The sequence below is a fragment of the Ruegeria sp. AB7 genome, assembly GCF_056542625.1.
In genome coordinates this window covers 188,375-213,085 of the sequence record NZ_JBQGAC010000002.1, presented here as the reverse complement: position 1 = coordinate 213,085, position 24,711 = coordinate 188,375, and the positions used below count along the sequence as shown (strand labels likewise).

24 protein-coding genes and 1 riboswitch are annotated in these 24,711 nt (G+C 57.7%); of the genes, 18 read left to right on the top strand and 6 right to left on the bottom strand.

Features of this window, described 5'->3' with window-relative positions; translation table 11 throughout:
- The first annotated feature begins 79 nt into the window (after nt 1-79).
- The 4 genes from ACR0EN_RS07020 to ACR0EN_RS07005 all read left to right on the top strand — a co-directional run bounded on the left by ACR0EN_RS07020 (nt 80) and on the right by ACR0EN_RS07005 (nt 3,590).
- On the top strand, nt 80-580 hold the full coding sequence (locus ACR0EN_RS07020; RefSeq protein ID WP_170393772.1) for a TRAP transporter small permease subunit: 501 nt from the start codon (nt 80-82) through the stop codon (nt 578-580).
- A gap of 68 nt (nt 581-648) precedes the next feature.
- Nucleotides 649-1,698, top strand: coding sequence for a TRAP transporter substrate-binding protein (locus ACR0EN_RS07015; protein WP_170393770.1), 1,050 nt, complete (start codon nt 649-651; stop codon nt 1,696-1,698).
- Between the two features lie 160 nt (nt 1,699-1,858).
- Entirely contained in the window at nt 1,859-3,166 is a 1,308-nt protein-coding gene (locus ACR0EN_RS07010) for a TRAP transporter large permease (RefSeq protein ID WP_480585887.1), read from the top strand.
- Nucleotides 3,167-3,179: 13 nt separating this feature from the next.
- Nucleotides 3,180-3,590: a universal stress protein gene (locus ACR0EN_RS07005; protein WP_170393765.1), complete on the top strand. Its 411-nt coding sequence runs from the start codon at nt 3,180-3,182 to the stop codon at nt 3,588-3,590.
- A gap of 70 nt (nt 3,591-3,660) precedes the next feature.
- Here ACR0EN_RS07005 and ACR0EN_RS07000 read toward each other — a convergent pair whose 3' ends face one another.
- Both ACR0EN_RS07000 and ACR0EN_RS06995 read right to left on the bottom strand, forming a co-directional pair.
- Nucleotides 3,661-3,960 (bottom strand): CcdB family protein, encoded by a 300-nt coding sequence (locus ACR0EN_RS07000; protein ID WP_170818367.1) that lies wholly within the window; start codon nt 3,958-3,960, stop codon nt 3,661-3,663.
- Nucleotides 3,960-4,190: a type II toxin-antitoxin system CcdA family antitoxin gene (locus tag ACR0EN_RS06995; RefSeq protein ID WP_170406922.1), complete on the bottom strand. Its 231-nt coding sequence runs from the start codon at nt 4,188-4,190 to the stop codon at nt 3,960-3,962. The genes ACR0EN_RS07000 and ACR0EN_RS06995 overlap by 1 nt, the downstream gene beginning before the upstream one ends.
- A gap of 179 nt (nt 4,191-4,369) precedes the next feature.
- A riboswitch (TPP riboswitch) is annotated at nt 4,370-4,475 on the top strand.
- A gap of 32 nt (nt 4,476-4,507) precedes the next feature.
- Here ACR0EN_RS06995 and thiB point away from each other — a divergent pair.
- Genes thiB through ACR0EN_RS06980 form a run of 3 tightly spaced genes read left to right on the top strand, consistent with a single transcriptional unit; the run spans nt 4,508 to nt 7,690 of the window.
- A complete protein-coding gene (gene thiB, locus ACR0EN_RS06990) occupies nt 4,508-5,488 on the top strand; it encodes a thiamine ABC transporter substrate binding subunit (RefSeq protein ID WP_170646802.1) in 981 nt (326 codons plus the stop codon).
- Entirely contained in the window at nt 5,464-7,011 is a 1,548-nt protein-coding gene (locus ACR0EN_RS06985) for a thiamine/thiamine pyrophosphate ABC transporter permease ThiP (protein WP_170818368.1), read from the top strand. The genes thiB and ACR0EN_RS06985 overlap by 25 nt, the downstream gene beginning before the upstream one ends.
- Entirely contained in the window at nt 6,998-7,690 is a 693-nt protein-coding gene (locus ACR0EN_RS06980; protein WP_170818369.1) for an ATP-binding cassette domain-containing protein, read from the top strand. The genes ACR0EN_RS06985 and ACR0EN_RS06980 overlap by 14 nt, the downstream gene beginning before the upstream one ends.
- Here ACR0EN_RS06980 and ACR0EN_RS06975 read toward each other — a convergent pair.
- From ACR0EN_RS06975 to ACR0EN_RS06960, 4 genes are all read right to left on the bottom strand, one after another.
- Entirely contained in the window at nt 7,678-8,196 is a 519-nt protein-coding gene (locus tag ACR0EN_RS06975; RefSeq protein WP_170818370.1) for a putative molybdenum carrier protein, read from the bottom strand. The two genes, ACR0EN_RS06980 and ACR0EN_RS06975, sit on opposite strands and share 13 nt — an antisense overlap.
- Nucleotides 8,193-9,125, bottom strand: a complete 933-nt coding sequence (locus ACR0EN_RS06970; protein ID WP_170818371.1) for a 4-hydroxyproline epimerase — start codon at nt 9,123-9,125, stop codon at nt 8,193-8,195. Before ACR0EN_RS06970 ends, ACR0EN_RS06975 begins: the two co-directional genes overlap by 4 nt.
- Complete coding sequence (locus tag ACR0EN_RS06965) at nt 9,116-10,075, bottom strand: dihydrodipicolinate synthase family protein (RefSeq protein ID WP_170422500.1); 960 nt, start codon at nt 10,073-10,075, stop codon at nt 9,116-9,118. The genes ACR0EN_RS06970 and ACR0EN_RS06965 overlap by 10 nt, the downstream gene beginning before the upstream one ends.
- Nucleotides 10,076-10,137: 62 nt before the next feature.
- A complete protein-coding gene (locus tag ACR0EN_RS06960; RefSeq protein ID WP_170393747.1) occupies nt 10,138-10,740 on the bottom strand; it encodes a helix-turn-helix domain-containing protein in 603 nt (200 codons plus the stop codon).
- Between the two features lie 147 nt (nt 10,741-10,887).
- Between ACR0EN_RS06960 and glyA the strand changes: the two genes are divergently transcribed.
- The 11 genes from glyA to ACR0EN_RS06905 all read left to right on the top strand — a co-directional run bounded on the left by glyA (nt 10,888) and on the right by ACR0EN_RS06905 (nt 24,709).
- Nucleotides 10,888-12,141 carry a serine hydroxymethyltransferase gene (glyA, locus tag ACR0EN_RS06955; protein ID WP_480585883.1) on the top strand — a complete coding sequence of 418 codons (1,254 nt, stop codon included), beginning with the start codon at nt 10,888-10,890 and terminating at the stop codon, nt 12,139-12,141.
- 11 nt (nt 12,142-12,152) lie between these two features.
- The gene (gene lpdA / locus ACR0EN_RS06950; protein WP_170635726.1) at nt 12,153-13,532 is read left to right on the top strand and encodes a dihydrolipoyl dehydrogenase; all 1,380 of its coding nucleotides are present in this window, start codon (nt 12,153-12,155) and stop codon (nt 13,530-13,532) included.
- 14 nt (nt 13,533-13,546) lie between these two features.
- Nucleotides 13,547-14,491 (top strand): lipoyl synthase, encoded by a 945-nt coding sequence (gene lipA / locus ACR0EN_RS06945; RefSeq protein WP_170818373.1) that lies wholly within the window; start codon nt 13,547-13,549, stop codon nt 14,489-14,491.
- Between the two features lie 25 nt (nt 14,492-14,516).
- Nucleotides 14,517-15,890, top strand: coding sequence for an alanine/glycine:cation symporter family protein (locus ACR0EN_RS06940; RefSeq protein ID WP_170393738.1), 1,374 nt, complete (start codon nt 14,517-14,519; stop codon nt 15,888-15,890).
- A gap of 75 nt (nt 15,891-15,965) precedes the next feature.
- A complete protein-coding gene (locus tag ACR0EN_RS06935; protein WP_170393736.1) occupies nt 15,966-16,388 on the top strand; it encodes a universal stress protein in 423 nt (140 codons plus the stop codon).
- A gap of 16 nt (nt 16,389-16,404) precedes the next feature.
- Complete coding sequence (gcvT, locus tag ACR0EN_RS06930; protein ID WP_480585880.1) at nt 16,405-17,499, top strand: glycine cleavage system aminomethyltransferase GcvT; 1,095 nt, start codon at nt 16,405-16,407, stop codon at nt 17,497-17,499.
- Between the two features lie 17 nt (nt 17,500-17,516).
- A complete protein-coding gene (gene gcvH, locus ACR0EN_RS06925; RefSeq protein ID WP_170393732.1) occupies nt 17,517-17,882 on the top strand; it encodes a glycine cleavage system protein GcvH in 366 nt (121 codons plus the stop codon).
- Nucleotides 17,883-17,993: 111 nt separating this feature from the next.
- Nucleotides 17,994-20,849: an aminomethyl-transferring glycine dehydrogenase gene (gcvP, locus tag ACR0EN_RS06920; protein WP_170625827.1), complete on the top strand. Its 2,856-nt coding sequence runs from the start codon at nt 17,994-17,996 to the stop codon at nt 20,847-20,849.
- 198 nt (nt 20,850-21,047) lie between these two features.
- A complete protein-coding gene (locus ACR0EN_RS06915; RefSeq protein WP_480585877.1) occupies nt 21,048-22,202 on the top strand; it encodes a phosphoserine transaminase in 1,155 nt (384 codons plus the stop codon).
- 58 nt (nt 22,203-22,260) lie between these two features.
- A complete protein-coding gene (serA, locus tag ACR0EN_RS06910; protein ID WP_170399107.1) occupies nt 22,261-23,856 on the top strand; it encodes a phosphoglycerate dehydrogenase in 1,596 nt (531 codons plus the stop codon).
- A gap of 124 nt (nt 23,857-23,980) precedes the next feature.
- Nucleotides 23,981-24,709, top strand: coding sequence for a metallophosphoesterase family protein (locus tag ACR0EN_RS06905; RefSeq protein WP_480585874.1), 729 nt, complete (start codon nt 23,981-23,983; stop codon nt 24,707-24,709).
- Nucleotides 24,710-24,711 lie beyond the last annotated feature (2 nt).

Sequence of the window (24,711 nt, the reverse complement as noted above, 5' to 3'; positions counted from 1 at the left end):
CGAAGGGTCCGGTACATCAATTCAGCGCACAGATTTTTTGAGGGAGAACCAGATCCATGAAAAACACAACGAGGTTGGCATGCTGATGCGCGGTCTGGAAAAGCTGACAAGCGCAATCTCAGAAGTCATGGGCCGCATCGGCTGGTTTCTCATCTTGTATTGCATGGCGTTTGGCGTGTCGGACGTATTCATGCGCTATGTACTGAACGCGCCCTCCCAGTGGATCGGCACCACATTGCAAGCTGCGATGGTGTTGTTGGCATGCACCGGCGGCGTCTATGCGTTGCAGCATGACAGTTTCGTCAAACTCGACCTGTTTTATGCAAACGCCAGCAAGCGGTCAAAAGCGATTTTGGATGTCCTGACGGCACCGATTGCAATCCTGTTTCTGGTCGCATTGATCTGGAAGGGTTACGAAGCCGCATCGCTGTCTCTGATGCTTAATCAGAAGACCCCGACATCCATTCCGATCCCGATTTATCCGATCAAATTTGCGATCCCGCTCAGCGGCGCAATGGTTCTCTTGGTGGTCCTGAAACACTTGCTCCGCGATCTGCAAACGATCTTCGGGCGCAGTTAGACACGCTGTTCTGGGCGCCCGCAAATACAAACGAAAATAGACTGATCCACTAACGAGGAGGAATTAACATGAAACCAAACAGGTTTGTGCACACAACCATGTGGGCAGGCGCCATAGCCGTGACCGCAAGCATTGCCGTCGCACAAGATGGGCCGCCGGATGAAGTAACCGAGTGGACCTTCCAGCCCGCATTTGACCAGACCGATGCCGGCTGGGACAATGGCCTGATCCCTTGGGTTGAAGCAGTTGAAAAAGCGACTGAAGGCACGGTCAAAATCCGTGTTGAGCCCGCAGGGGCGCTGGTCAGTGGTGCAGAGGCCTTTGGCGCAGCGGCTGCTGGTCTGACCGATGGCTACGCGGGCTGGGGTTCAGTCTATGGTGGCGACATGCCCGAAGGCATGCTGGCGTTTGGCATGGCCATGGGCGCCGACAACACCGAAGAAGCGTGGGAAGTGATGTGGGGCAACCCCGACTACCGCGTTGGGGACATCGTGCAAGAGGCCGCCAATGCGCGGAACCTGCAGTGGGCAGGCTGGACCAACCAGGGACCGAACGCAATGTTCACCAAGTTCCGTGTCGAAAAACTGGAAGATCTGGAAGGCCGCAAGATGCGCGCCGGTGGACCCCAGGCCATCTTCCACTCGACCATGGGCGGCGCGCCGGTCTCGATGAACGGTGGTGAGATTTACACCGCAATCAAACTGGGCACCATTGAAGGCACCTACTGGGATACAGGCGGCATCGATGACATGTCGTTCCAGGAAGTTATCGACTATGCGATTATGCCCGGTTGGAACCCTGCTCAGCACCAGGAGATCTTCATCAACCTGCAGAGCTGGAACGCCCTGACCGACTGGCAGCGCGAAAAGATCAACGGTGTTTTCGAAGAAACCTATTTCGAAACCAGCCGCATGCATGCGGAAGGTGTCGAAGAAGCGCTTCAAATCCTGCGCGATGCCGGTGGTGAAGTAATCGAGCTGAGCGATGAAGAAGTTGCTCGTATGCGCGAGAAATCAATTGCCGAAGTGTGGCCGCAGGTTGCAGCCGCATCCGAGGGCAACGCCAAAGGCGTGGAAATCTTCAAGAGGTTCCTGGAAGACAAGGCGAACGCGCAATAATCCCGCGCAATGTCATCTTTCCAATATAGCTAAAACTCTTTCGCTGGCCCAATCGTCGGGCCAGCGGACCAGACGGGCGCATGTCAGTGTTAAAAGCACTGCTGACACACAACCCGGCAAAGACCGCGCGAACGGCCACTAGGTAGGGAAGCTAAAGATCATGAGCCTCGAACTAATTACAGCGCTGTATTTCTTAATACTGTTTGGGATCCTTTTCATGGGGCTGCCGGTTGCGTTCGGCTTGGGCGGAACAGCGGTTCTATTTGCCCTGGTTTTCGAACCTCGCGCGCTGTTGTCCGTACCCAGTGCATTCTATTCAACGCCTTGGAATTCGGTACTGGTCACAGTGCCATTGTTCCTGTTCATGGGCTCACTCATAAGATTTTCGGGGATAGCCGAAACGGCCTATGACGCCGTTTACAAGCTGATCGGCCACATTCATGGTGGTCTCGCGATGGGTACAGTTCAGGTCTGTACTGTTTTTGCTGCAATCACCGGGATCACACCGCCGGCGACCACTACGATGGGTCAGATCGCCTATCCTTCGATGATGCGCTACAAATATGATCGCCGTATCGCGATCGGTTGTATCGCGGCAGGCGGTGCGTTGGGTGCTCTGATCCCACCAAGCGTTCCGTTCATCTTCTATGGATTGCTGGCCAAGGTTTCGATCGGTGACCTGTTCATGGCGGGGTTGCTGCCCGGCCTGATGCTGGCCACGTTCTACACGATCTACATCGGCGTACGTTGTAAAATCCAGCCCGAGCTGGGCCCCGCCCTGCCCGCTGATCAGAAATTCACCCGCACCGAAAAACTGACCGCCGTTTTCAGCATCTGGCCGTTTGCCTTACTCATCATCATCGTTCTGGGCGTCATCTGGGGCGGTATCGCAACACCGGCGGAAGCTGCCGCATTTGGTGCCGCAGGCGCCTTTGTCATCAACCTGATCTACGGCAAACTGACCTGGGAGGTGCTGAGGGAATCGTTGGTGTCCACCTTGAAGCTCAGCGGTATGGGGCTTTGGATTCTGATTGGTGCCACCGTCTATCTTAATGTGTTCAACACGCTTGGCAGCCAGGACCTGCTGACCAATCTGGTTCTTTCCATGCCCGGCGGTGCAACCGGCATCCTGCTGATGATGATGCTGATCATCCTCGTCCTGGGTATGGTGATGGATGATTGGGCCATCATCATGCTTTGCACACCACTGTTCATCCCGATTATCGACGAATTGGGGATCGACAAGCTGTGGTTTGGCGCGCTGTTCATCGTGAACATCCAAATCGCTTACCTGACACCTCCGTTCGGTTTTGTGCTGTTCTGGATCAAAGGGGTTCTGCCCAAGGATGTCAGCATGGGGGATGTCTACAATTCGGTTGGCCCGTTTGTGGCACTCCAGTTCGTTGGCCTGACACTGATCTTCATCTTCCCGCAGATCGCTACCTGGTTGCCCAACATCCTGAAATAATCCGGAGGTACAGATGTATAACCATATCCTCGTTCCAGTCGCCCCTGATCACATCAACGACTGTGCCAAATCTCTGGATGCAGCAAGCCGCTTGCTATCGGATGGCGGGACAGTATCGGTGCTGTCCGTTCTCGAAGAACTACCTTCGTATATCGGGTCATACTTTCCACCCGAGCAGGTTCAGAAAAGCGTTTCTGATTTTGAGGACAAACTGAACGCATCGATGGAGTCTCCGAAGATCGGCACCCATGTTGTTACAGGTCATCCAACAAATTCCATTCTGGATTGGGCCGAGGAACACAAAGTGGACTGCATAGTAGTGGCGTCACACCAACCGGGCCTTTCGGACTATCTGATCGGTTCAACGGCGGCACGTGTGGTCCGTCATGCACATTGCAGTGTCGTGGTACTGCGCGACAAGTAGAGCAGAAGCATAACACCTGACAGGTGTTATGCGTGCAAGATGGCTGGCCAATGAGGCCAGCCATTGTCGTTCAGAAACCTTGCATCAGCATGTCTACGGCCACGGTGATCTGCTCGAAATCATCTTTCAGATGACCCACGGGTGATTTGAGGAGTCCCACAGGAACAGCAGCCATGAACTGGGTCACCATTACAACCTGCTCACCATCTATCAGGAACTCAGGGTTGAGGCGGGTCGCTGGTTTCGGCGCATGTGCTTTTGGTAAAAGCGGCACCACCATGCGGGTATTCAGATCGCTCAAAAGATCGGTTTGCACATCCAGAAGATAGCCATCGCCGGATGGGTTGGGGAATACATCGTATTTCGGCATCAGAACTGACGAAAGCGGTCCAAGGGCAACCCGTGCCGTTCAACATACGAGTTTGAGCTTTGCAGTGCCTCCGCGTTTTCGGCCCTCCACTGTGCTGCCTTCGCAGCGGCAACGGCGGCACGCACTCCTTCTTCGGCGGCACGCGACAGGTTCACGTTCAGCGCTCTGGCCTCGGTGAGCAAAGCGCTATCAAGTGATAGATTGGTCGGTTTGCGTGGTTGAGCGTTCATTCTGTATTGGCCTCCTTGTGCCTGAGAATATCAATATACTATATGCGCGTCAAATATGCGCATATCTCCTAAAGGACTTCTCTGGCATCGTGGCTCGTTCTTATGGTATTTCACTCAATGCTTATTGAACGAGAACCTAACGATTTCGGTTGAAATCGTCCTCTCATCCCCCTAATCACGACCCTACCTCGGGGTGCGCTAAAGACCGCGCTGAGATGCCAATTGGTAAACCCGTTGAACCTGAACCGGCTAGAACCGGCGGAGGGAAAGGTACAGGTTTCATCCATCCTTACCCTCTCGCCGCATTGGAGGATGATATGAAACATCTGGCAATTGCTGCGGGAATACTGACTGCGACTTCGGCTGTGGCAGCCGATAAGCCCACGTTGACCGTATATACTTACGACAGCTTCGTTTCGGACTGGGGCCCCGGCCCGAAGGTCGAAGAGGCGTTTGAAGCGCAATGCGAATGCGACCTGAACCTTGTCGGCGTCGAAGATGGCGCGGCACTGCTGTCACGCATTCGGCTGGAAGGCGAAAACAGCGACGCCGATATTGTATTGGGTTTGGATACCAACTTGATATCGGCGGCTAAAGAAACCGGCCTGTTTGCACCTCATTCAGTCACTGCCGAGTATGCTCTGCCCATCGAGTGGACCGACACAGTTTTTGCACCCTACGACTGGGGTTACTTTGCATTTGTTCACAATGCAGATTTTGCCGCTCCTACCAGCTTCCGCGAGTTGGCAGATAGTGACATCAAGATCATCATTCAGGATCCGCGTTCATCGACGCCGGGGCTGGGTCTTCTGCTGTGGGTCAAGGCCGCGTATGGCGATGAAGCCCAAGAAATCTGGGCTGACCTTGCTGACAATATCGTGACGGTGACCAAGGGCTGGTCCGAGTCATATGGCTTGTTCCTTGAAGGTGAGGCCGACATGGTTCTAAGCTATACGACCTCGCCAGCCTATCACCTGATTGCCGAGGAAGATGCCAGTAAAGCAGCGGCAGCCTTTGACGAAGGCCATTATATGCAGGTCGAGGTTGCGGCCAAGCTAGCCAATTCCGATCAGCCCGAGCTGGCAGATCAGTTTCTGAACTTCATGGTGTCTGACGCGTTTCAGATGATCATTCCAACAACCAACTGGATGTACCCGGCCGTAACCCCATCTTCCGGTCTGCCCGAAGGTTTTGAAACTCTAACGATCCCTCAGAAGTCCTTGCTGTTTGATCAGGACCAAGCCGCCATCGCGCGGGAACAGGCGCTTTCGGAATGGTTGGGCGCACTCAGCCAGTAAACCCGCTTCCTGGTGTCAGTGCGGCTGCGATCGTTGCCGCGCTGATATTGGGCACACTGTTCATGGTGGCGGTGCGCGCTGATTCTGGCGGTGGGTTTGGTCCAGCCGACTGGGCAGCCTTACGCTTCACCCTGTTGCAAGCAACACTCTCTGCAGTGTTCAGCGCTGGTCTGGCTATTCCGGTCGCCCGCGCGCTGGCCCGCCGCCGGTTCACCGGTAGGCGCGTCCTTATCACGCTGTTGGGCGCACCTTTCATCCTGCCGGTCATCGTCGCCATTCTGGGATTGCTTCAGGTCTTTGGCCGGGCAGGATGGATCTCGGACGCGTTGGGCTATTTCGGTCTGCCGCCCATTCGAATCTATGGGCTGCACGGTGTCGTTCTGGCCCACGTATTTTTCAATCTACCTCTGGCAACACGCCTGATCTTGCAGGGTTGGCAGGAGATCCCTGCCGAGCGTTTCCGGCTAGCGGCCCAACTTGGGTGCGAAGGAATGGCAATGTTCCGTTTGATCGAATTGCCAATGCTTCGCCGCATTCTGCCCGGAGTGCTGGCCGTGATCTTCGCCATTTGCCTGACCAGTTTTGCGGTTGCCCTGACGCTGGGTGGAGGGCCGCGCGCCACCACGATTGAACTCGCGATCTATCAGGCCTTTACATATGATTTTGACTTAGGGCGCGCCGCCTTATTATCCGCTTTGCAACTTGTCCTGACTGCAGCGGCTGCGTTGGCAGCCTTAAAGTTCTCGCGCGGCGACGGGTTCGGTACCGGCCTGAATCGTGAGATCCGGCGCTGGGATGGCCGAGGACCACTGCTGGATGCGTTTTGGATTATCACCGCCGCCGCGTTCCTGCTGCTACCTCTGGCATCCGTCACGATTTCGGGTATCGCTGGGCTGTTTGAGATGCCGGTTTTGGTATTCCGTGCCGCTATAATTTCAATCTGTGTTGCCGCCGCCAGTACCATCCTCCTATTACTGCTGGCCCTGCCCATGGCGACAGCTGTCGCGACAGGCCGGTTCGGCATCGTCGAACTTGGCGGACTTCTTGGCCTCGCCGCCTCGCCCTTGGTCATTGGTACGGGTCTCTTTATTCTGATCCGCCCGCTGGCCAATCCTACAACTCTCGCGTTGCCGGTAACCGCGCTTGTGAACGCGGTCATGGCCTTGCCCTTCGCCCTTCGAATTTTAGTTCCCGCAGCGCGCGATGTGTTGGAACGGCACGGGCGGTTGGCACTGGCCCTGAACATGAACAACTGGTCCTTTTTCTTGCGTGTCATGCTTCCACGCCTGCGCCCCCAGGTCGGTTTTGCCGCGGGCCTGACGGCGGCACTGTCCATGGGTGATCTGGGTGTGATCGCCCTGTTTGCAGATGCGCAGATCGCAACGCTGCCCCTGCAAATCTACCGCCTGATGGGCGCCTACCAGATGCAGGCCGCAGCAGGAGGCGCGCTGCTGCTGCTTATACTATCGATGGGTGTTTTCTGGGTTCTGGATCGAGGGGGTCGCTGGCATGCTGAAGCTTGACAATTGCATCATTGCAACTGGCAATTTCCAACTAAGCGCTGACTTTGAGGTCAAGGCCGGATCCAGCGTTGCGATCATCGGTCCGTCGGGGGCAGGAAAATCAACTCTTCTTGAAACTATCGCGGGTTTTCGAGACCTGAGAAGTGGGCACATCCAATGGAAGGATCATGACCTATCGACATTACCACCAGGCAATCGACCGATCGCAATGCTGTTTCAAGACGGAAACCTGTTTCCTCACCTGAGCGCCGAACAGAATGTCGCCCTGGGCCTAAGGCCCAATGGAGGTTTGACCGCAGACGACCAACACCACATTCAATCGGCCCTTGGCCGCGTTGGCCTGCAGGGAATGGCGGCCAGAAAGCCCGCCGAATTGTCAGGTGGTCAGCAAAGCCGCGTGGCGCTGGCGAGGATACTTGTGCAAAAGCGTCAGGTGTTATTGCTCGACGAACCTTTTGCAGCGCTCGGGCCTGCCCTGAAAACTGAGATGCTCGATCTGGTCGCTGAATTAGTCGCCGAGACCAAAACCACACTGCTTATGGTCAGCCACGACCCACGGGATGCGCTTTGGATAACCGACCAAACCGTATTGGTTGCGGATCAAATCGCACATCCACCTGCTGAGACCGAGACACTCTTCAACAATCCTCCGCCAGCGCTGCGCGATTACTTGGGCTGAATGAACTGATCCAGACAAGCGTCCAGCACCTCGTGCACACGCGGACCAATCTCGGGGGCCTCCGAAGCGCGCGGGCCTGCAATGTTCAGAACAGTTACAGGGATGGCGCTCAGCCAAGTCCGCATCTGTTGCGCGCAATCGGCCTTTCCTTTTCTTATATCCACCACCAGATGCGGTTTTTCAGCATCAACTGCAAACTCAACCGTTTTCCGCGTGCCGGGACTGTCTGATCCGTCGATAAAAACAAGCGTGGCGTCACTGGCAAAGACGTTGAGCCTTGTCCGTTCAGCGACATCTTCAGACTTCGTTTCAACAAGCCCGCTGAGATGCGCCGGAATCAACCCATCCTCATTCGTTCGACCCTTCGGCACCCAGCCGCCATAGGGGATGCCATTTGCACGGGCAAACTCCAATGCGGCAGTGTCTACGCCGGTTTGTCCACCTGATACGATTTTCTGAACACGACGCCCGAATGGGATTCCGTCTTGCTCGTCTCCCTGCGTCAACGCGCAATACCAAATTGAAACGGATCATTCTGCGCAAAGAAAAGCTTACCCTCTGCCATCACATGCGCCTGGCCAGTTAGCTGAGGGACAATGCCCCCGCCATGCCCCGGCTGATAGGACAGCCTGTACGAACTTCCGATGATGCTTTCCTGAACGATTTCTTCTCCAGCGGACAAGCGCCGACTAGCCGCGAGGCAGGCCAGCCGGGCCGAGCTGCCGGTGCCGCAAGGCGAACGGTCATAGTCATCGTCGGGGCACAGAACAAAGTTTCTGCTATGAATACCTGCATTCGGTGAGGTGCCCTGAAAGATCACATGATCAACCGGCTCGCCATTTTCGCCACCAACTTCTTGCGCAATGCAGGCTTCGCGAATTGCGATAGCCATATCGGTCAGCGGGCGAATGTTCTCAGGCGTAACCGGGATCGGGCCTGGCTCGACAATGAAGAACCAATTGCCGCCATAAGCGACATCGCCGGTGACGGGGCCATACCCTGCAGTCTCGACCGTCACGGACTGATGTACGCGGCGGCTTTCAATGTTGGTGACCTGCACGGTGTTGGCGTCCAGCAGATCAATCTTAACCTCACCTACCGGAGTTTCGATTCGGTGCGCGCCAACCTCGATCTGTCCAAGATGCGCCAATGTTACGCCCAACCCGATCGTCCCATGGCCGCACATGCCCAGTACCGCATCCGCGTCAAAGTAGATCACGCCCGCTTTGCATTCAGCACTGACCGGTTCGACAAGGAGCGCCCCGACCATGCCGGGCTGGCCGCGTGGCTCCAGTAGAACAGACTTGTAGAACCGCTCATGTTCCGTTGCCAGTCGCTTGGCGCGTTCAGCCAGTGATCCTGAACCCAGATCAGGCCCCCCGTCCAGAATGACCCGTGTGGGCATTCCACCGGTATGGCTGTCAATCACATGCATTCCGCAATGACCCCACCCTGACGAACCCAATCGGTAAACCACGACTTAAACAAATTGTACTGTTGCTCGCAGTAATTTCTCTGGGCGTCGGATAACACGTCGGTTTCATTGAAATGCAGGCGGTATTCTTCTTCGCCGTTCAGCACCAGCAGATGCTTGTAGTAAAGAACAAGATCCGTGCCTTCGTCAAAACTTGCCAGAACGCCAAATGCCTCGTCCAGTTCGCGCGCACGCAACCGTGCTTCGGCATGTCCCTCTGCTGCCTTTTTCGAAAGCGCCGCAAGCAACAATGCCTCTTTGGGCAGCGCCGTTCCTATCCCGGTGATCGATCCGGTGGCGCCGCAATTCACAAACCCATGGTAGACTTCAGTATCGACGCCTACCATCAAAGTGACCTGATCGTCCTGCGATGTAATATGTTCGGCGGCATAGCGCAGGTCGCTCTTGCCCCCGAACTCCTTAAAGCCAACCAAATTCGGATGCTCGGCCCGCAGTGCAAAAAACAAATCCGCACGAGTGGCAAACCCATAGACAGGGCTGTTGTAGATGATCGCAGGCACGTCCGGTGCCGCAGAAAGAATAGCCTTGAAATGGTTCTTTTGCGCGGCAACCGATGAGCCTCGTGACAGAACCCGAGGGATAACCATCAACCCTGCCGCGCCGACCTTCTGTGCATGTGCTGCGTGCGCCACAGCGGAATTCGAGTTGATGGCACCCGTCCCCACGACAACCGGCAAGCCAGCGTCGACCAGTCGTTCCACGCCCTCCATCCGTTGGGCATCCGTCAGAAGCGGCCAATCCCCCATCGAGCCACAATAGACGACAGCGGACATGCCGGCCGCGATCATCTCTTTGCCCTTTTTGACCAGCGCGTCAAAGTCAGGTGTCCTGTCGGCCTTACACGGCGTCATAAGGGCAGGCATAGTTCCAGTGAAAATAGTCCGGTCCATGAGATATCCGTTTGCTCAGGTTGGTATTGGTATTCTGCGCGAAAGCGCCGTGGCCTAACGTGTCATTCCAGCGAAACCCACAGGACCCTGGCGTCTTCCTTACTCGTAGAAATACAGCCATGCCCCATACCGCTATCGTAGTACAGAGAGTCTCCGGGTTTCATCGGTAAGGGGCGGTAATGCTCGGATACGAATATCAACTCGCCACTGATAACGTACATGAATTCTTCGCCTGTGTGCCTGATCCAGTTCTCATATTCTGATATGTCACGCGCTTTTATCGTCGCGATGTAAGGAAGCATTCGCTTACTGGTCAGGTCCGAGCACAGCAATTCGTGCATGTAGGTCGGCGTATTTCTTATCTCGCCTTGCCCTTTCGGCGTAAAATCACGTCGCCCCGAAATTCCCGATTGAGCGGACTGCAAGAACAGCTGTGGCGTGTTCATGTCCAAGGCCTGTGTCAGCCGCCGCACGATCTCGAAACTTGGTCGTGTCTGGTTGTTTTCGATCTTTGAAAGTGTTGATCGACCGATTCCCGCTTCGCGCCCGGCCTCCTCCAATGTCCAGCCTTTTGCGCGGCGTGCATCCCGGATCGACCGACCCAAAGCCGCCCCCTCGTCCTGTTCTTCCGGTCCGGCACCATCTTTCAGGTTGTCCTCAGACATGGGAATCTCCTTGTTTTATCAAAGCTTACTCATTTCCCCCGAGCCAAACAACTTTACTGTGATGAAATTTTTGTTGCCTTGCGTACACTAATTCCACTATAGGAAACAAAATTTCGTACACTGGAAACGAGATTACAGGAGGAGATCATGTTCACAAAACCGCTCACCGAGGCTGATCCCGTCATCGCAGCATCGATCGCACGCGAGGGCACACGCCAGGCTGAACAGATCGAACTGATCGCTTCCGAGAACATCGTCTCTCAGGCAGTGATCGATGCGCAGGGTTCCGTACTTACAAACAAATACGCCGAGGGCTATCCGGGTCGCCGCTATTATGGCGGGTGTGAATATGTGGATGAGGTTGAGGCCGAAGCCATTGATCGATTGAAGAAGCTGTTTGGCTGTGAATATGCAAACGTTCAGCCGCACTCGGGCGCGCAAGCCAACGGAGCGGTTAAGCTGGCACTACTCAGCCCAGGTGACACGATTCTTGGTATGTCGCTGGATGCTGGGGGTCACCTGACCCATGGCGCAAAACCTGCTCAGTCCGGCAAGTGGTTCCGTCCGGTTCAATATGGCCTGACCCAGGCCGGGCTGATTGACTATGATCAGGTTGAAGAATTGGCGAAAGCCGAAAAGCCCAAACTGATCATTGCAGGCGCATCGGCCTATTCGCAAAAGATCGATTTCGAACGCTTCCGCGCCATTGCCGATGAAGTTGGCGCGTGGCTTCTGGCAGACATGGCCCACATCGCCGGCTTGGTTGCGACTGGCCTGCATCCCTCGCCCATCGGGCACGCACACATTGTTACGTCGACTACGCACAAGACGCTGCGCGGTCCGCGCGGTGGGATTATTCTTACAAACGATGAAGCGCTGGCAAAAAAGATCAACTCGGCTGTTTTCCCGGGTCTGCAGGGCGGCCCCCTGATGCATGTGATCGCAGGCAAGGCAGTCGCATTTGGTGAAGCGCTGGAGCCTGAATTCAAAGAATATATGCAGCGCGTTGTCGACAGTGCCTCGGCACTGGCCAACGTGATGATGGCGCGCGGGTGCGACATCGTTTCGGGCGGCACTGAAAACCACCTTATGCTGGTTGATCTGCGCCCAGTCGGCGTAACCGGCAAAGACGCCGAAGCGGCGCTAGAGCGTGCAGGATTCACCTGCAACAAAAACAGCGTTCCGGGTGATCCCGAAAAGCCCACTGTCACCAGCGGCATCCGTCTTGGTACGGCCGCAGGCTGCAGCCGTGGGTTTGGACCAGAAGAGTTCAAACAGATTGGCCACATGATCGGTGATGTGTTGGACGCGCTGGCACAATCGTCTGACGGTGACGAGACCGTCGAAAAGGAAACCCGTGAAAAGGTCCGCGCGCTCTGCGCAAGCCACCCGATCTACTGAAAGAAGACCAAATGACTTACGATCTTATTGTCATCGGGGGCGGTCCGGGCGGCTATGTCGCCGCGATCCGCGCGGCACAGCTGGGCCTGACAGTCGCTTGCGTTGAAGGCCGCAGTGCGCTTGGCGGGACCTGTTTGAATGTGGGGTGCATACCCTCCAAAGCGTTGCTGACCTCCTCGGCCAAATATGCCGAACTTGCACATCTCTCCTCCCACGGTATTGAGGTCGAGGGGGCCAGCATCGATGTGCCCGCAATGATGGGACGCAAGGACAAGATCGTAGGCGACCTGACCAAGGGCATTGCGTTTTTGTTCAAGAAAAACGGCGTTGATCTGATCGAAGGTTGGGCCAGTATTCCGGCCGCTGGTCAGGTCAAGGTAGGTGACGAAGTCCATGAGGCCAAGAACATCCTCATTGCCACTGGTTCCGAACCTACTCCGTTGCCAGGAATTGAGATTGACGAGCAAGATATCCTCAGTTCGACGGGCGCGATTGCGCTGGAGAGTGTGCCCGAGCATCTGGTGGTGATCGGTGCCGGTGTCATCGGACTGGAACTTGGGCAAGTTTGGGCGCGTCTCGGAGCCAAAGTTACGGTCGTCGAATATCTGGACCGCGTGCTGCCCGGCATGGATGGTGAAATTGCTAAGCTGGCGCAACGCGCGCTGTCAAAACGTGGCCTGAAATTCCAGCTGGGCCGGGCACTGAAATCCGTCGACAAAACGGATACTGGCCTGACACTAACTGTGGACCGCGTCGGCAAGGACAAAGAAGAAGTGATCGAGGCCGACAAGGTGTTGATCGCCGTGGGTCGCCGCCCAGTCACACGTGGCCTTGGCTTGGAAGAGCTGGGCGTGGCCGTGAACCAACGCGGTTTCATTGAAGTTGACGGCGCATTTCAGACATCTGTCCCGGGCATCTACGCCATCGGTGATTGCGTTCCCGGACCTATGCTGGCGCACAAGGCCGAAGAAGATGGTGTCGCCTGTGTAGAAATGCTGGCAGGCGAAGCTGGCCACGTCGATTACAACACCGTTCCCGGCGTGGTGTACACCGACCCCGAGGTCGCCTCGGTTGGTTTGACCGAAGAAGCACTGAAAGAATCCGGTGCCGAGTATTCGGTCGGCAAATTCGCCTTCATGGCGAACTCACGCGCGCGTTCGACTGGTGAAACAGACGGTGCAGTGAAGGTTCTGGCTGACCCGAACGGCCAGATCCTGGGTGCGCATATTTGCGGAGCCCATGGCGGCGATCTGATCGCTGAACTGGTTCTGGCGATGACAAAGGGCGCAACGGTGTCCGAAGTCGCTGCAACCTGCCATGCGCACCCGGCCATGGGCGAGGCCGTCAAAGAAGCCTGCCTCGACGCCCTGGGCCGCGCGATCCACGCATAAGGGAGACCAGCCAGATGACCATCCAGCTTCGTCCTCGCCACCCGGAAAAAGCCAAAAAGGCCGACAGTGTCATCCCGCGCAAGCCTAAGTGGATTCGCAAGAAAAAGGGCGACAGCGCTGAATACTATGAAACACGACGCCTCATGCGCGAGCATGATCTGGCGACGGTCTGCGAAGAAGCAGCCTGCCCCAATATCGGCGAATGCTGGTCCAAGCGCCACGCCACCATGATGATCATGGGTGAGGTTTGCACGCGGGGTTGTTCGTTCTGCAATGTCTCAACGGGTCGCCCGGATGCTCTGGATGTGTTTGAACCCGGGCGAGTCGCCGCCGCCGTCAAGAAACTGGGCCTGCGCCATGTAGTCATCACATCGGTCGACCGTGATGATCTGGCAGATGGCGGGGCCGAGCATATCGCTCAGACCATCCGTGCCGTGCGCCATCAGAACCCCGGTACCACGGTCGAGGTTCTGACACCCGATTTTCTTGGAAAAAGCACTGCCTCAGAGGTCGTATTTGAAGCGGCGCCGGACGTTTTCAACCACAATCTGGAAACTGTGCCGCACCTTTATCCAACTGTGCGACCGGGTGCACGCTATTACACCTCGCTGCGTCTGCTGGATGATGCCAAACGCGCGAACCCGGAGCTTTTTACCAAATCTGGCCTGATGGTCGGGCTTGGCGAAAGTCTGGACGATGTCCGTCAGGTCATGGACGACCTGCGCGCGGCCAATGTCGATTTCCTGACCGTCGGCCAATATCTGCAACCGACCCCTAAACACCATCCGATTGACCGGTTCTGGACACCGGAAGAATTTGCCCAACTGGAACAGATCGCGCGTTCCAAGGGCTTTTTGCACGTGTCGGCAACGCCGCTGACCCGATCATCGTTCCACGCGGACGAAGACTTTGCCGCCCTTAAGCGGGCCCGCCAGCGGGCTTTGGCGAACAGGGCATAAACCTAACGCAAATGGGAGGGAAACCATGGAAGCGTTAAATTCAATCGTAGGGGCCATCAATGGCGTCGTGTGGGGGCCGCTGATGCTGGTTCTCATTCTCGGCGTTGGCTTCTTCCTGCAGGTCGGCCTGAAGTTCATGCCGATCCTGCGCATTGGCACAGGCTTCAGCCTGCTGTTCAAAGGCCGCGAAGGTCAGGGCGAGGGCCAGATCAGCCCGTTCAACGCACTGATGACCTCGCTATCTGCGACTATCGGTACGGGCAACATCGCTGGTGTGGCCACAGCTGTCTTCCTGGGCGGTCCGGGCGCCTTGTTCTGGATGTGGATGACCGCCCTGGTGGGCATGGCCACCAAATATGCCGAAGCTGTCTGCGCGGTGAAATACCGCGAAAAAGACGAGCTTGGTAACTATGTCGGCGGCCCGATGTACTACATCAAAAACGGCCTCGGCGCGAAATGGGCCTGGCTGGGTGTTGCATTTGCTCTGTTCGGCGCAATCGCGGCGTTCGGCATCGGCAACGGTGTACAGGCCAATGGTGTTGCACAGGTTCTGGAGTCGAACTTCGGCCTGAACACTTCGGTTACCGGCGTTGTCCTGATGGTTCTGACCGCGGCCGTGATCCTGGGCGGCATCACCCGCATCGGTGCGGTTGCAGGTAAACTGGTTCCGTTCATGGCGATTGCCTACATCGTCGCAGGCCTGCTGGTTCTACTGATCAACATCGGTAACATCGGCTCCGCTCTGTCGCTTGTTTTCACCTACGCCTTCACCCCGTCGGCCGCCGAAGGTGGTTTCGCGGGTGCTGCCGTTTGGGCCGCGATCCGCTTTGGTGTGGCACGTGGTGTCTTCTCGAACGAAGCCGGTCTGGGTTCCGCTCCGATCGCACACGCCGCAGCCGAGACCAAAGGTCCGGTCAACCAGGGCCTGATCGCGATGTTGGGTACGTTCATCGACACGATCATCGTCTGCACCATCACCGGTCTTGCTATCATCTCGTCGGGTGCCTGGACATCGGGTGAATCCGGTGCAGCACTAACCAGTCACGCGTTCGAACTGTCGCTGCCGGGTATCGGTGGGTATCTGATCGCCATCGCTCTGTCGATCTTTGCCTTTACCACCATTTTAGGCTGGTCCTTCTATGGCGAGAAATGTGTTGAGTTCCTGCTAGGCGTGAAATCCCTGATGCCATACCGCGTCCTGTGGATCGTCATGATCTATTTTGGCGCAACAGCGGATCTGGGCTTCATCTGGCTGCTGGCCGATACGCTGAACGCGATGATGGCCATTCCGAACCTGATCGCCCTGGCGCTGCTGAGCCCGATCGTCTTCAAACTGACGAAAGAGTTCTTTGCCTCAGGTGGCAAGTCCGAGGAGCCAGGCGGCACACCCGCCGAATAATCTCGGATGAAAATACGGGGGGCCATCCCGGCCCCCCGGCTTCAAACAGAATTCCATTTCTCGAGGAGAGACGTGATGGCCACGAAAATCCTGCTGCCGATTGATCACACCGACGACCGTTCGTGGAAGAACGCCCTGCCGCTCGCACAGGAACAAGCAAAGTTCTACGGCGCTGAATTGCACGCGATTGCCGTCATTCCTGAGATCATCCAGTTGCCGAATCTGCCCGCCAATTATGGCGCAGGCGCAAAAGACCACGTGCGCAATGCGGTGCAGGCCATACTGGATCACAACGGTGCATCTGATGTGGCGATCCATATCGAAGAAGGCAGCGTCTATCGTGAGATTCTGAAGCTCGCCTACAAAGAGGGCTTTGATCTGATCGTCATGGCTTCGACCAAAGGCGATTTCCCGAACTATGAGATTGGCCCGAACCTGGCCCGTGTCGTGCGCAACGCGCATTGCACCGTCACGGTTGTTCGCGACCAGTCCCGCTGATTGAAAGGTTAAGTTGATGACCGAATTAAAACGCACGCCTCTTCACGCTTTGCATGTTGAGTTGGGGGGTAAGTTGGTTGATTTTGCGGGTTGGGAGATGCCTGTTCAGTATCCGTTGGGGATTATGGGGGAGCATAAGCAGTGTCGTGAGAAGGCGGCGGTGTTTGATGTGAGCCATATGGGTCAGGTGATTTTGCGGGGTGAGAATGTGGGTGAGAAGCTGGAAGCGCTTTGCCCGCAGGCTTATGCGACGCTGAAGGAAGGCAAGGCGCGGTACGGGTTTTTCACCAATGCCGAAGGCGGGATCATGGATGACCTGATCGTGTCGAATGCGGGCGATCATTACTTTGTGGTGGTGAACGCGGCGCTGCGGCATCAGGACATTCCGCATATGCGTGAGCACCTCGAAGGCGTTGAAGTGATCGAGATTTTCGACCGCGCGCTGGTGGCGGTTCAGGGCCCTGCGGCGGAAAACGTTGTGGGCGAACTGTGCCCCGCCGCGCGGGATCTGAAGTTCATGGAAACCACGGTGGCCGAGATCAACGGCGTCGAATGCCGCATCTCGCGGTTGGGGTACACGGGCGAGGACGGGTACGAGATCTCGATCCCCGAAGACAAGGCGATCGAGATCACCAAGGCGTTTCTGGCGCATGAGGATTGCGAAGCGGCCGGTCTGGGCGCGCGCGACAGCCTGCGGCTGGAGGCAGGTCTGTGCCTTTATGGCAATGACATCGACCAAGGCACCTCACCGATTGAGGCCTCGCTGGCTTGGGCGATCCAGAAACGCCGCAAGGAAGAGGGCGGCTTTCCGGGGGCGGACCGCGTGCAGAAGGAACTGGCCGAAGGTCCCGCGCGCAAGCTGGTGGGCATCAAGCCCGAAGGCCGTGCGCCAGCGCGTCAGGGCGTTGAGATCCAGTGCCTTGAGGGCAACAGCATCGGTCAGATCACCTCGGGCGTGTTTGGCCCCACGGTGGGTGGACCGGTGGCGATGGGCTATTTGAGCAAAGGCCATGGCGAGCCGGGCGAGAAGGTGAACCTGATCATCCGGGGCAAGCCGCAACCGGCTGAGATCGTGGCGCTGCCCTTCGTCAAACAGAATTACAAGCGTTGAAGTCAGGAGAGAGAGACATGGCAACCTATTATTCCGAAGAGCATGAATGGCTGAGCGTTGACGGCGACACCGCCACGCTGGGCATCACCAAACACGCCGCCGAGCAATTGGGTGACGTGGTGTTCGTGGAACAGCAGGAAGCAGGCGACGAGTTCGAAAAAGGCGGCGAGATCGGCGTGATTGAATCCGTCAAGGCGGCGTCCGAGCTTTACGCACCGGTCGACGGCGAGATCACCGAGGTGAACGAGGCACTGGCCGACAATCCCGGCGCGCTGAACGAAGACCCCGAAGGCGAGGCCTGGATCTACAAGATCAAGATCGCGGACGCCTCGCAGCTCGAAGACCTGATGGACGAGGCCGGCTACAAGGCCTTCATCGGTTAACTCAGGCGGCGGGTCCGTGCGCGGCCCCGCCCCTTCATCTGTTTCCAAATACTTCCGCCGGAGGCTCCTGCCGTCTCCGCCGGGCCTGACCTATCCTTGAGGAGCGCACACATGGCCTTCAAACTGACCGATTACGAAGCCTATGACTTCGCCAACCGCCGCCATATCGGGCCCAGCCCGACCGAGATGCGCGACATGCTCAAGGTGATCGGCTTCAAGACGCTGGACGAGCTGATCGACGCCACCGTCCCGCCCGCGATCCGGCAGAAAGAGCCGCTGGACTGGGGTCCGGCGATGACCGAGCGCGATGCGCTCTTTCACATGAAAGAGGTGGCGAGCAAGAACAAGGTTCTGACTTCGCTGATCGGTCAGGGCTATTATGGCACCACCACGCCGGCGCCGATCCTGCGCAACATTCTGGAAAACCCGGCCTGGTACACGGCTTACACGCCCTACCAGCCCGAGATCAGCCAGGGCCGACTTGAGGCGCTCTTGAACTTCCAGACCATGGTCAGCGACCTGACCGGGCTGGACGTGGCCAACGCGTCCTTGCTGGACGAAGCGACTGCGGCGGCGGAAGCCATGGCCATGGCCAAGCGCGGTGGCCGGTCCAAGGCCAACAACGCGGCCTTCTTTGTCGACAAGAACTGCCACCCGCAGACCATCGCGGTGATTAAAACGCGCGCCGAGCCTCTGGGCATCGAGGTGCAGGTGGCTGATCCGGACACGCTGGATGCGGGCGCGGTCTTTGGCGCCATCTTCCAGTACCCCGGCACCCATGGCCATGTGCGCGACTTCACCGCCGAGATTGCGGCCCTGCATGAACACAAGGCGATTGCCATCGTCGCCGCCGATATCCTGTCGCTGGCGCTGCTGAAGTCGCCCGGTGAGATGGGCGCGGATATCGCCATCGGCTCGACCCAGCGCTTTGGTGTGCCGATGGGCTATGGTGGCCCGCACGCCGCGTATATGGCGACCACCGACAAGCTGAAGCGCTCGATGCCGGGCCGGATCATCGGTGTCAGCATCGACAGCCGGGGCAACAAGGCTTACCGCCTGGCGCTGCAGACCCGCGAACAGCACATCCGGCGTGAGAAAGCCAACTCGAATGTCTGCACCGCGCAGGCGCTGCTGGCGGTGATTGCCTCGATGTATGCCGTGTATCACGGCCCCGACGGCATCAAGGCCATCGCGCAATCGGTGCACCGCAAGACCTCGCGTATGGCTGCCGGTCTGGAAGAGGCAGGCTTTGCTGTGGAGCCGGAAGTGTTCTTCGACACGATCACGGTTGAGGTTGGCCATCTGCAGAAAACGGTCATGGAGGCCGCTGTGGCCCGGGGCGTCAACCTGCGTAAGGTCGGCGACACGAAAGTGGGCATCAGCCTGGACGAACAGACCCGGCCCGAGACCATCGAGGCGGTCTGGGGGGCCTTCGGCATCGACCGCAAGGATGACAGCTCGAACGTGGCCTATCGCCTGCCGGATTACGCGCTGCGCGAAAGCGAGTACCTGACCCACCCGATCTTCCACAAGAACCGGGCCGAGGCCGAGATCACCCGCTACATGCGCCGTCTGGCCGACCGCGACCTGGCGCTGGACCGGGCGATGATCCCGCTGGGCTCGTGCACCATGAAGCTGAACGCCACGATCGAGATGATCCCGGTCACCTGGCCCGAGTTCGGCAACCTGCACCCGTTCTGCCCCGAAGATCAGGCGCAGGGCTATCACGAGATGATCGATGATCTGAACGACAAGCTGTGCCAGATCACCGGCTATGACGCGATCAGCCAGCAGCCCAACTCGGGGGCGCAGGGCGAATATGCGGGCCTGCTGACCATCCGTAACTACCACTTCGCCCGCGGCGAAGGGCAGCGGAACGTCTGCCTGATCCCGACCTCGGCGCATGGGACCAACCCGGCCTCGGCCCAGATGGTGGGCTGGCAGGTCGTGCCGGTGCAGGCAGATGAGAACGGCAATATCGACCTCGCGGACTTCCGCGCCAAGGCCGAAAAGCACTCGGACCATCTGGCCGCCTGCATGATCACCTACCCCTCGACCCATGGCGTGTTCGAGACCACCGTGCAGGAGGTCTGCCAGATCACCCATGATCACGGCGGTCAGGTCTATATCGACGGCGCCAACATGAACGCCATGGTGGGTCTGTCGCGTCCCGGAGACATCGGCGGTGACGTCAGCCACCTGAACCTGCACAAGACCTTCTGCATCCCCCATGGCGGCGGCGGCCCCGGCATGGGTCCGATCGGCGTCAAAGCGCATCTGACCGAGCACCTGCCCGGCCACCCGGAATACGGCACCGCCGTGGGTCCGGTCTCGGCGGCGCCCTTTGGGTCGCCCTCGATCCTGCCGGTTAGCTGGGCCTATGTGCTGCTGATGGGCGGCGCGGGTCTGACCCAGGCGACCAAGGTGGCGATCCTGAACGCCAACTACATCGCGGCGCGGCTCAAGGATGCCTACCCGATCCTCTACACCTCGGAAACGGGTCGCGTGGCGCATGAATGCATCCTCGACACCCGCCCGCTGGACGAGGCGGCCCATGTCAGCGTCGATGACATTGCCAAACGTCTGGTGGACAGCGGCTTCCACGCACCCACCATGTCCTGGCCGGTGGCCGGCACCCTGATGGTCGAGCCCACGGAATCGGAACCCATGGACGAGCTGGACCGCTTCTGCGACGCCATGCTGTCCATCCGCTCCGAGGCACAGGACATCATCGACGGCAAGATCGATGCGGAAAACAACCCGCTGAAAAACGCTCCCCACACGGTGCGCGATCTGGTCGGCGACTGGGACCGTCCCTACACCCGTGAACAGGCCTGCTTCCCCCCGGGCTCCATGGGCGTCGACAAATACTGGTCCCCCGTCAACCGCGTCGACAACGCATACGGAGACCGAAACCTAATCTGCACATGCCCGCCAATGACCGAATACATGGACGCCGCTGAATAAACCTCAATCAATAAACCCCCGCCAACTGGCGGGGGTTTTCGCCCATCGGAAACCTGTGTTCTGATCTGAGCCCATCTCCAGTGTCGTTTTCCGCTGATGAAGCGTCTTTTACGCTTGCTGCAGGTGCAAACGACCCATACCTCTGTGCGTGGGACACCCCTCCCCAACGAGGGGCGTGTATCTGGAAGGGTAATACACATGACTATCGAACAACCGGCGACGCGGCCGGCCAACCCGCGTTTTTCCTCGGGCCCCTGTGCCAAACCCCCCACATTTGATCTGACCAAACTGGGGGATGCCGCCTTGGGCCGCTCGCATCGGGCTGCTGTCGGCAAGGACAAGCTGAAGGCGGCCATTGAAGGCACGCGAGAGATTCTAGGCATACCGGCGGATTATCGCATCGGCATTGTACCAGCCTCGGACACCGGTGCAGTTGAGATGGCGCTTTGGTCTTTGCTGGGTGAGCGTAAAGTTGAAATGCTGGCCTGGGAAAGCTTTGGCGCGGGTTGGGTGACTGATGTGGTCAAGCAACTGAAAATCGACGCTGAAGTGAAAACCGCCGAGTACGGGCAGATCATTGATCTCGCGTCCGTCGATTTCGCCAACGATGTGGTGTTCACATGGAACGGAACGACTTCGGGTGTGCGGGTCCCAGATGGCGACTGGATTGCTGATGATCGTCAGGGTCTGACGATCTGTGACGCGACATCCGCTGCGTTCGCGATGGACTTGCCATGGGACAAGTTGGATGTGACAACGTTCAGCTGGCAGAAGGTTCTAGGCGGAGAGGCGGCTCATGGGATGCTGATCCTGTCTCCGCGCGCGGTCGAGCGCTTGGAGAGTTACACCCCGTCATGGCCTTTGCCGAAGATCTTCCGCCTGACCAAAGGTGGCAAGCTGATTGATGGGATATTCACCGGCGCGACGATCAACACACCCTCAATGCTCGCGGTTGAGGATTACCTTTTCGCGTTGGATTGGGCGCGTTCAGTCGGAGGCTTGCAGGGGCTGATTGCTCGTGCGAATGCCAATGCTGGCGCGGTTCATGCGTTCTGCGACCAAAATGACTGGATCGCCAATCTGGCCGAAGTCTCGACAACTCAATCAAATACGTCGGTCTGTCTGAAGTTCACCGATACGCGCATTCAAGATGGTGCCGTTTTTGCCAAAGCCGTCGCCAAACGGCTTGAGGCCGAAAACATTGCGCTTGATATCGGTGCCTATCGCGACGCCCCTGCGGGTCTGCGCATCTGGTGCGGCGGCACGGTTGAGATATCAGATATCGAGGCGATGCTGCCCTGGCTTGCATGGGCTTTTGAAGCCGAGATTGCAGCGCAAATCGAAGCTGCCTGACCTTTTCTACCGGGCCGCATCCGGCCCGGACCTTCCACAATGTTCAAGGACCAAAAATATGGCTCCCAAAGTACTCGTCTCTGACAAGCTGAGCGAAACCGCCGTTCAAATCTTCCGCGACCGTGGCATCGACGTGGATTTCATGCCCGATCTGGGAAAGGACAAAGACAAGCTGGCCGAGGTGATCGGTCAGTATGACGGCCTCGCCATCCGTTCTGCCACCAAAGTCACGCCAACCATTCTGGAGAAGGCAGACAAGTTAAAAGTCATTGGTCGTGCCGGGATCGGCACCGACAACATCGACAAGGATGCGGCCTCGAAAAAAGGCGTGATCGTGATGAACACACCGTTCGGTAACATGATCACCACCGCCGAGCATGCCATCGCGATGATGTTTGCCGTGGCGCGGCAGATCCCCGAAGCCAGCACCTCGACCCACGCGGGTAAGTGGGAAAAGTCCAAGTTCATGGGGATTGAGCTGACCAACAAGACCCTGGGCGTGATCGGCGCGGGCAACATTGGTGGCATCGTATGCGAGCGTGCTTTGGGTCTGAAGATGAAGGTCGTCGCCTATGATCCCTACCTTGGCGAAGAGAAAGCCGCGCAGATGGGTGTGGAAAAGGTCGAACTGGACGAGCTTCTGGCCCGCGCTGACTTTATCACTCTGCACGTGCCGCTGACCGATCAGACGCGCAATATCCTCAGCCGTGAGAATCTGGCCAAGACCAAGAAAGGCGTGCGCATTGTCAACTGCGCCCGTGGCGGTCTGGTCGACGAGGACGCGCTGGCCGAGGCGTTGCAATCGGGTCATGTCGCCGGTGCGGCCTTTGACGTGTTCAGTGAGGAACCGGCCAAGGAGAACGCCCTGTTCAACCTACCCAATGTGGTTTGCACACCGCACTTGGGTGCGGCCACGACTGAGGCGCAGGAGAACGTGGCGCTGCAAGTGGCCGAGCAGATCTCGAATTACCTGCTGACCGGAGCGGTCGAGAACGCACTGAACATGCCCAGTGTGACGGCAGAGGAGGCCAAGGTCATGGGGCCGTGGATCAAGCTGGCCGGGCATCTGGGCAGCTTCATTGGTCAGATGACGGATGAGCCGATCAAGGCAATCAACATCCTCTATGACGGTGTCGCTGCGAACATGAACCTGGCTGCGTTGAATTGTTCGGTCGTTGCCGGAATCATGAAGAAATTCAATCCCGAGGTGAACATGGTCTCGGCCCCGGTTGTCGCGAGAGAGCGTGGCATCCAGATATCGACCACCAATCAGGACAAATCCGGTGCGTTCGAAGGCTATATCAAGGTCACTGTGGTGACTGAAAAGCGTGAACGCTCAATCGGTGGCACGGTGTTCAGCGACGGCAAGCCGCGGTTTATTCAGATCAAGGGCATCAATATCGATGCCGAGATCGGGGCGCATATGCTCTATACGACTAACGAAGACGTGCCGGGCATCATTGGTGCTTTAGGACAGACCATGGGCGAGAACGATGTGAACATCGCGAACTTTACTCTTGGACGATCCGAAGCCGGCGGTGAGGCGATTGCGTTGCTTTATGTTGATGAACCGGTACCAGCCGAGGCGCGCGCCAAACTCGCCGAGACAGGTCTGTTTACTCAGATCAAACCGTTGGAGTTTGACGTGGCCTGACGGTCGCTGTTGAACTTCTGTGACAGATTGATGCCCGCGCTTGTCCAAAGCGTGGGCATCGCCTTTTCAAAGTGCTGATTTTGCGCCAGAAGTGCGGCAATCACCATTGCCCGAGGGGAAGCTGATGACCAATCCGATCTACGCAATTGGAGATTTGCACGGCCGCGTGGATGAGTTCGAGCGCTCCTTGGCGCTGATCGAACGCGATGGCGGCCCCGATGCCGAGATCGTGTATCTGGGCGATTACGTTGATCGGGGCCCCGACAGCCGGGGCGTTCTGGATCGGCTGATCGCTGGTCGCGATGCGGGCAAGCGGTGGATCACTCTGCTGGGCAACCATGACCGGATGTTTTCATGGTTCCTCGAAGATGTCCCACGTCACGATCCGCATATGTTGGTCGGGTATCATTGGCTGCACGAGCGGTTGGGTGGTGTCGAAACACTACAAAGCTATGGCGTGTTCTTCGATCAGCAGACACGGCTCGAGGATCTGCATGCAACAGCGCGGGGTGCGGTTCCCGATGCGCATCGGATATTTCTGCAAGGGCTCATCGCCATGCATCAAACGCGCGAGATTGCTTTTGTCCATGCGGGCATTCGGCCCGGTATTCCGTTGAGCGAACAACGGGAAAATGATCTGGTCTGGATCAGGCAAACCTTTCACAACCACCGAGGTCCGCATCCGAAACTGATCGTCCATGGGCATACGCCGGTGGATCAATCAACGCATTACGGCAATCGCATCAACCTGGATAGCGGCGCAGGGTATGGCCGTCCGGTTGGCGTTGCGGTGCTCGAAGGACAGGATTGCTGGTTGTTGACGGACAAGGGTCGCGTTGCGCTTTTGCCTTGAAG

Bases quoted from the DNA above. Each gene is read 5' to 3' on its own strand.
- ACR0EN_RS06995 (WP_170406922.1), bottom strand. From the start codon at position 4,190: ATGAACGCTCAACCACGCAAACCGACCAATCTATCACTTGATAGCGCT.
- ACR0EN_RS06985 (WP_170818368.1), top strand. From the start codon at position 5,464: ATGGTTGGGCGCACTCAGCCAGTAAACCCGCTTCCTGGTGTCAGTGCG.
- serA (WP_170399107.1), top strand. From the start codon at position 22,261: ATGGCTCCCAAAGTACTCGTCTCTGACAAGCTGAGCGAAACCGCCGTT.
- ACR0EN_RS07015 (WP_170393770.1), top strand. From the start codon at position 649: ATGAAACCAAACAGGTTTGTGCACACAACCATGTGGGCAGGCGCCATA.
- lipA (WP_170818373.1), top strand. From the start codon at position 13,547: ATGACCATCCAGCTTCGTCCTCGCCACCCGGAAAAAGCCAAAAAGGCC.
- gcvT (WP_480585880.1), top strand. From the start codon at position 16,405: ATGACCGAATTAAAACGCACGCCTCTTCACGCTTTGCATGTTGAGTTG.
- ACR0EN_RS07000 (WP_170818367.1), bottom strand. From the start codon at position 3,960: ATGCCGAAATACGATGTATTCCCCAACCCATCCGGCGATGGCTATCTT.
- ACR0EN_RS06960 (WP_170393747.1), bottom strand. From the start codon at position 10,740: ATGTCTGAGGACAACCTGAAAGATGGTGCCGGACCGGAAGAACAGGAC.
- ACR0EN_RS07005 (WP_170393765.1), top strand. From the start codon at position 3,180: ATGTATAACCATATCCTCGTTCCAGTCGCCCCTGATCACATCAACGAC.
- ACR0EN_RS06935 (WP_170393736.1), top strand. From the start codon at position 15,966: ATGGCCACGAAAATCCTGCTGCCGATTGATCACACCGACGACCGTTCG.
- ACR0EN_RS07020 (WP_170393772.1), top strand. From the start codon at position 80: ATGCTGATGCGCGGTCTGGAAAAGCTGACAAGCGCAATCTCAGAAGTC.
- glyA (WP_480585883.1), top strand. From the start codon at position 10,888: ATGTTCACAAAACCGCTCACCGAGGCTGATCCCGTCATCGCAGCATCG.
- lpdA (WP_170635726.1), top strand. From the start codon at position 12,153: ATGACTTACGATCTTATTGTCATCGGGGGCGGTCCGGGCGGCTATGTC.
- ACR0EN_RS06940 (WP_170393738.1), top strand. From the start codon at position 14,517: ATGGAAGCGTTAAATTCAATCGTAGGGGCCATCAATGGCGTCGTGTGG.
- gcvP (WP_170625827.1), top strand. From the start codon at position 17,994: ATGGCCTTCAAACTGACCGATTACGAAGCCTATGACTTCGCCAACCGC.
- thiB (WP_170646802.1), top strand. From the start codon at position 4,508: ATGAAACATCTGGCAATTGCTGCGGGAATACTGACTGCGACTTCGGCT.
- ACR0EN_RS06905 (WP_480585874.1), top strand. From the start codon at position 23,981: ATGACCAATCCGATCTACGCAATTGGAGATTTGCACGGCCGCGTGGAT.
- gcvH (WP_170393732.1), top strand. From the start codon at position 17,517: ATGGCAACCTATTATTCCGAAGAGCATGAATGGCTGAGCGTTGACGGC.
- ACR0EN_RS06970 (WP_170818371.1), bottom strand. From the start codon at position 9,125: ATGCATGTGATTGACAGCCATACCGGTGGAATGCCCACACGGGTCATT.
- ACR0EN_RS06965 (WP_170422500.1), bottom strand. From the start codon at position 10,075: ATGGACCGGACTATTTTCACTGGAACTATGCCTGCCCTTATGACGCCG.
- ACR0EN_RS07010 (WP_480585887.1), top strand. From the start codon at position 1,859: ATGAGCCTCGAACTAATTACAGCGCTGTATTTCTTAATACTGTTTGGG.
- ACR0EN_RS06915 (WP_480585877.1), top strand. From the start codon at position 21,048: ATGACTATCGAACAACCGGCGACGCGGCCGGCCAACCCGCGTTTTTCC.
- ACR0EN_RS06980 (WP_170818369.1), top strand. From the start codon at position 6,998: ATGCTGAAGCTTGACAATTGCATCATTGCAACTGGCAATTTCCAACTA.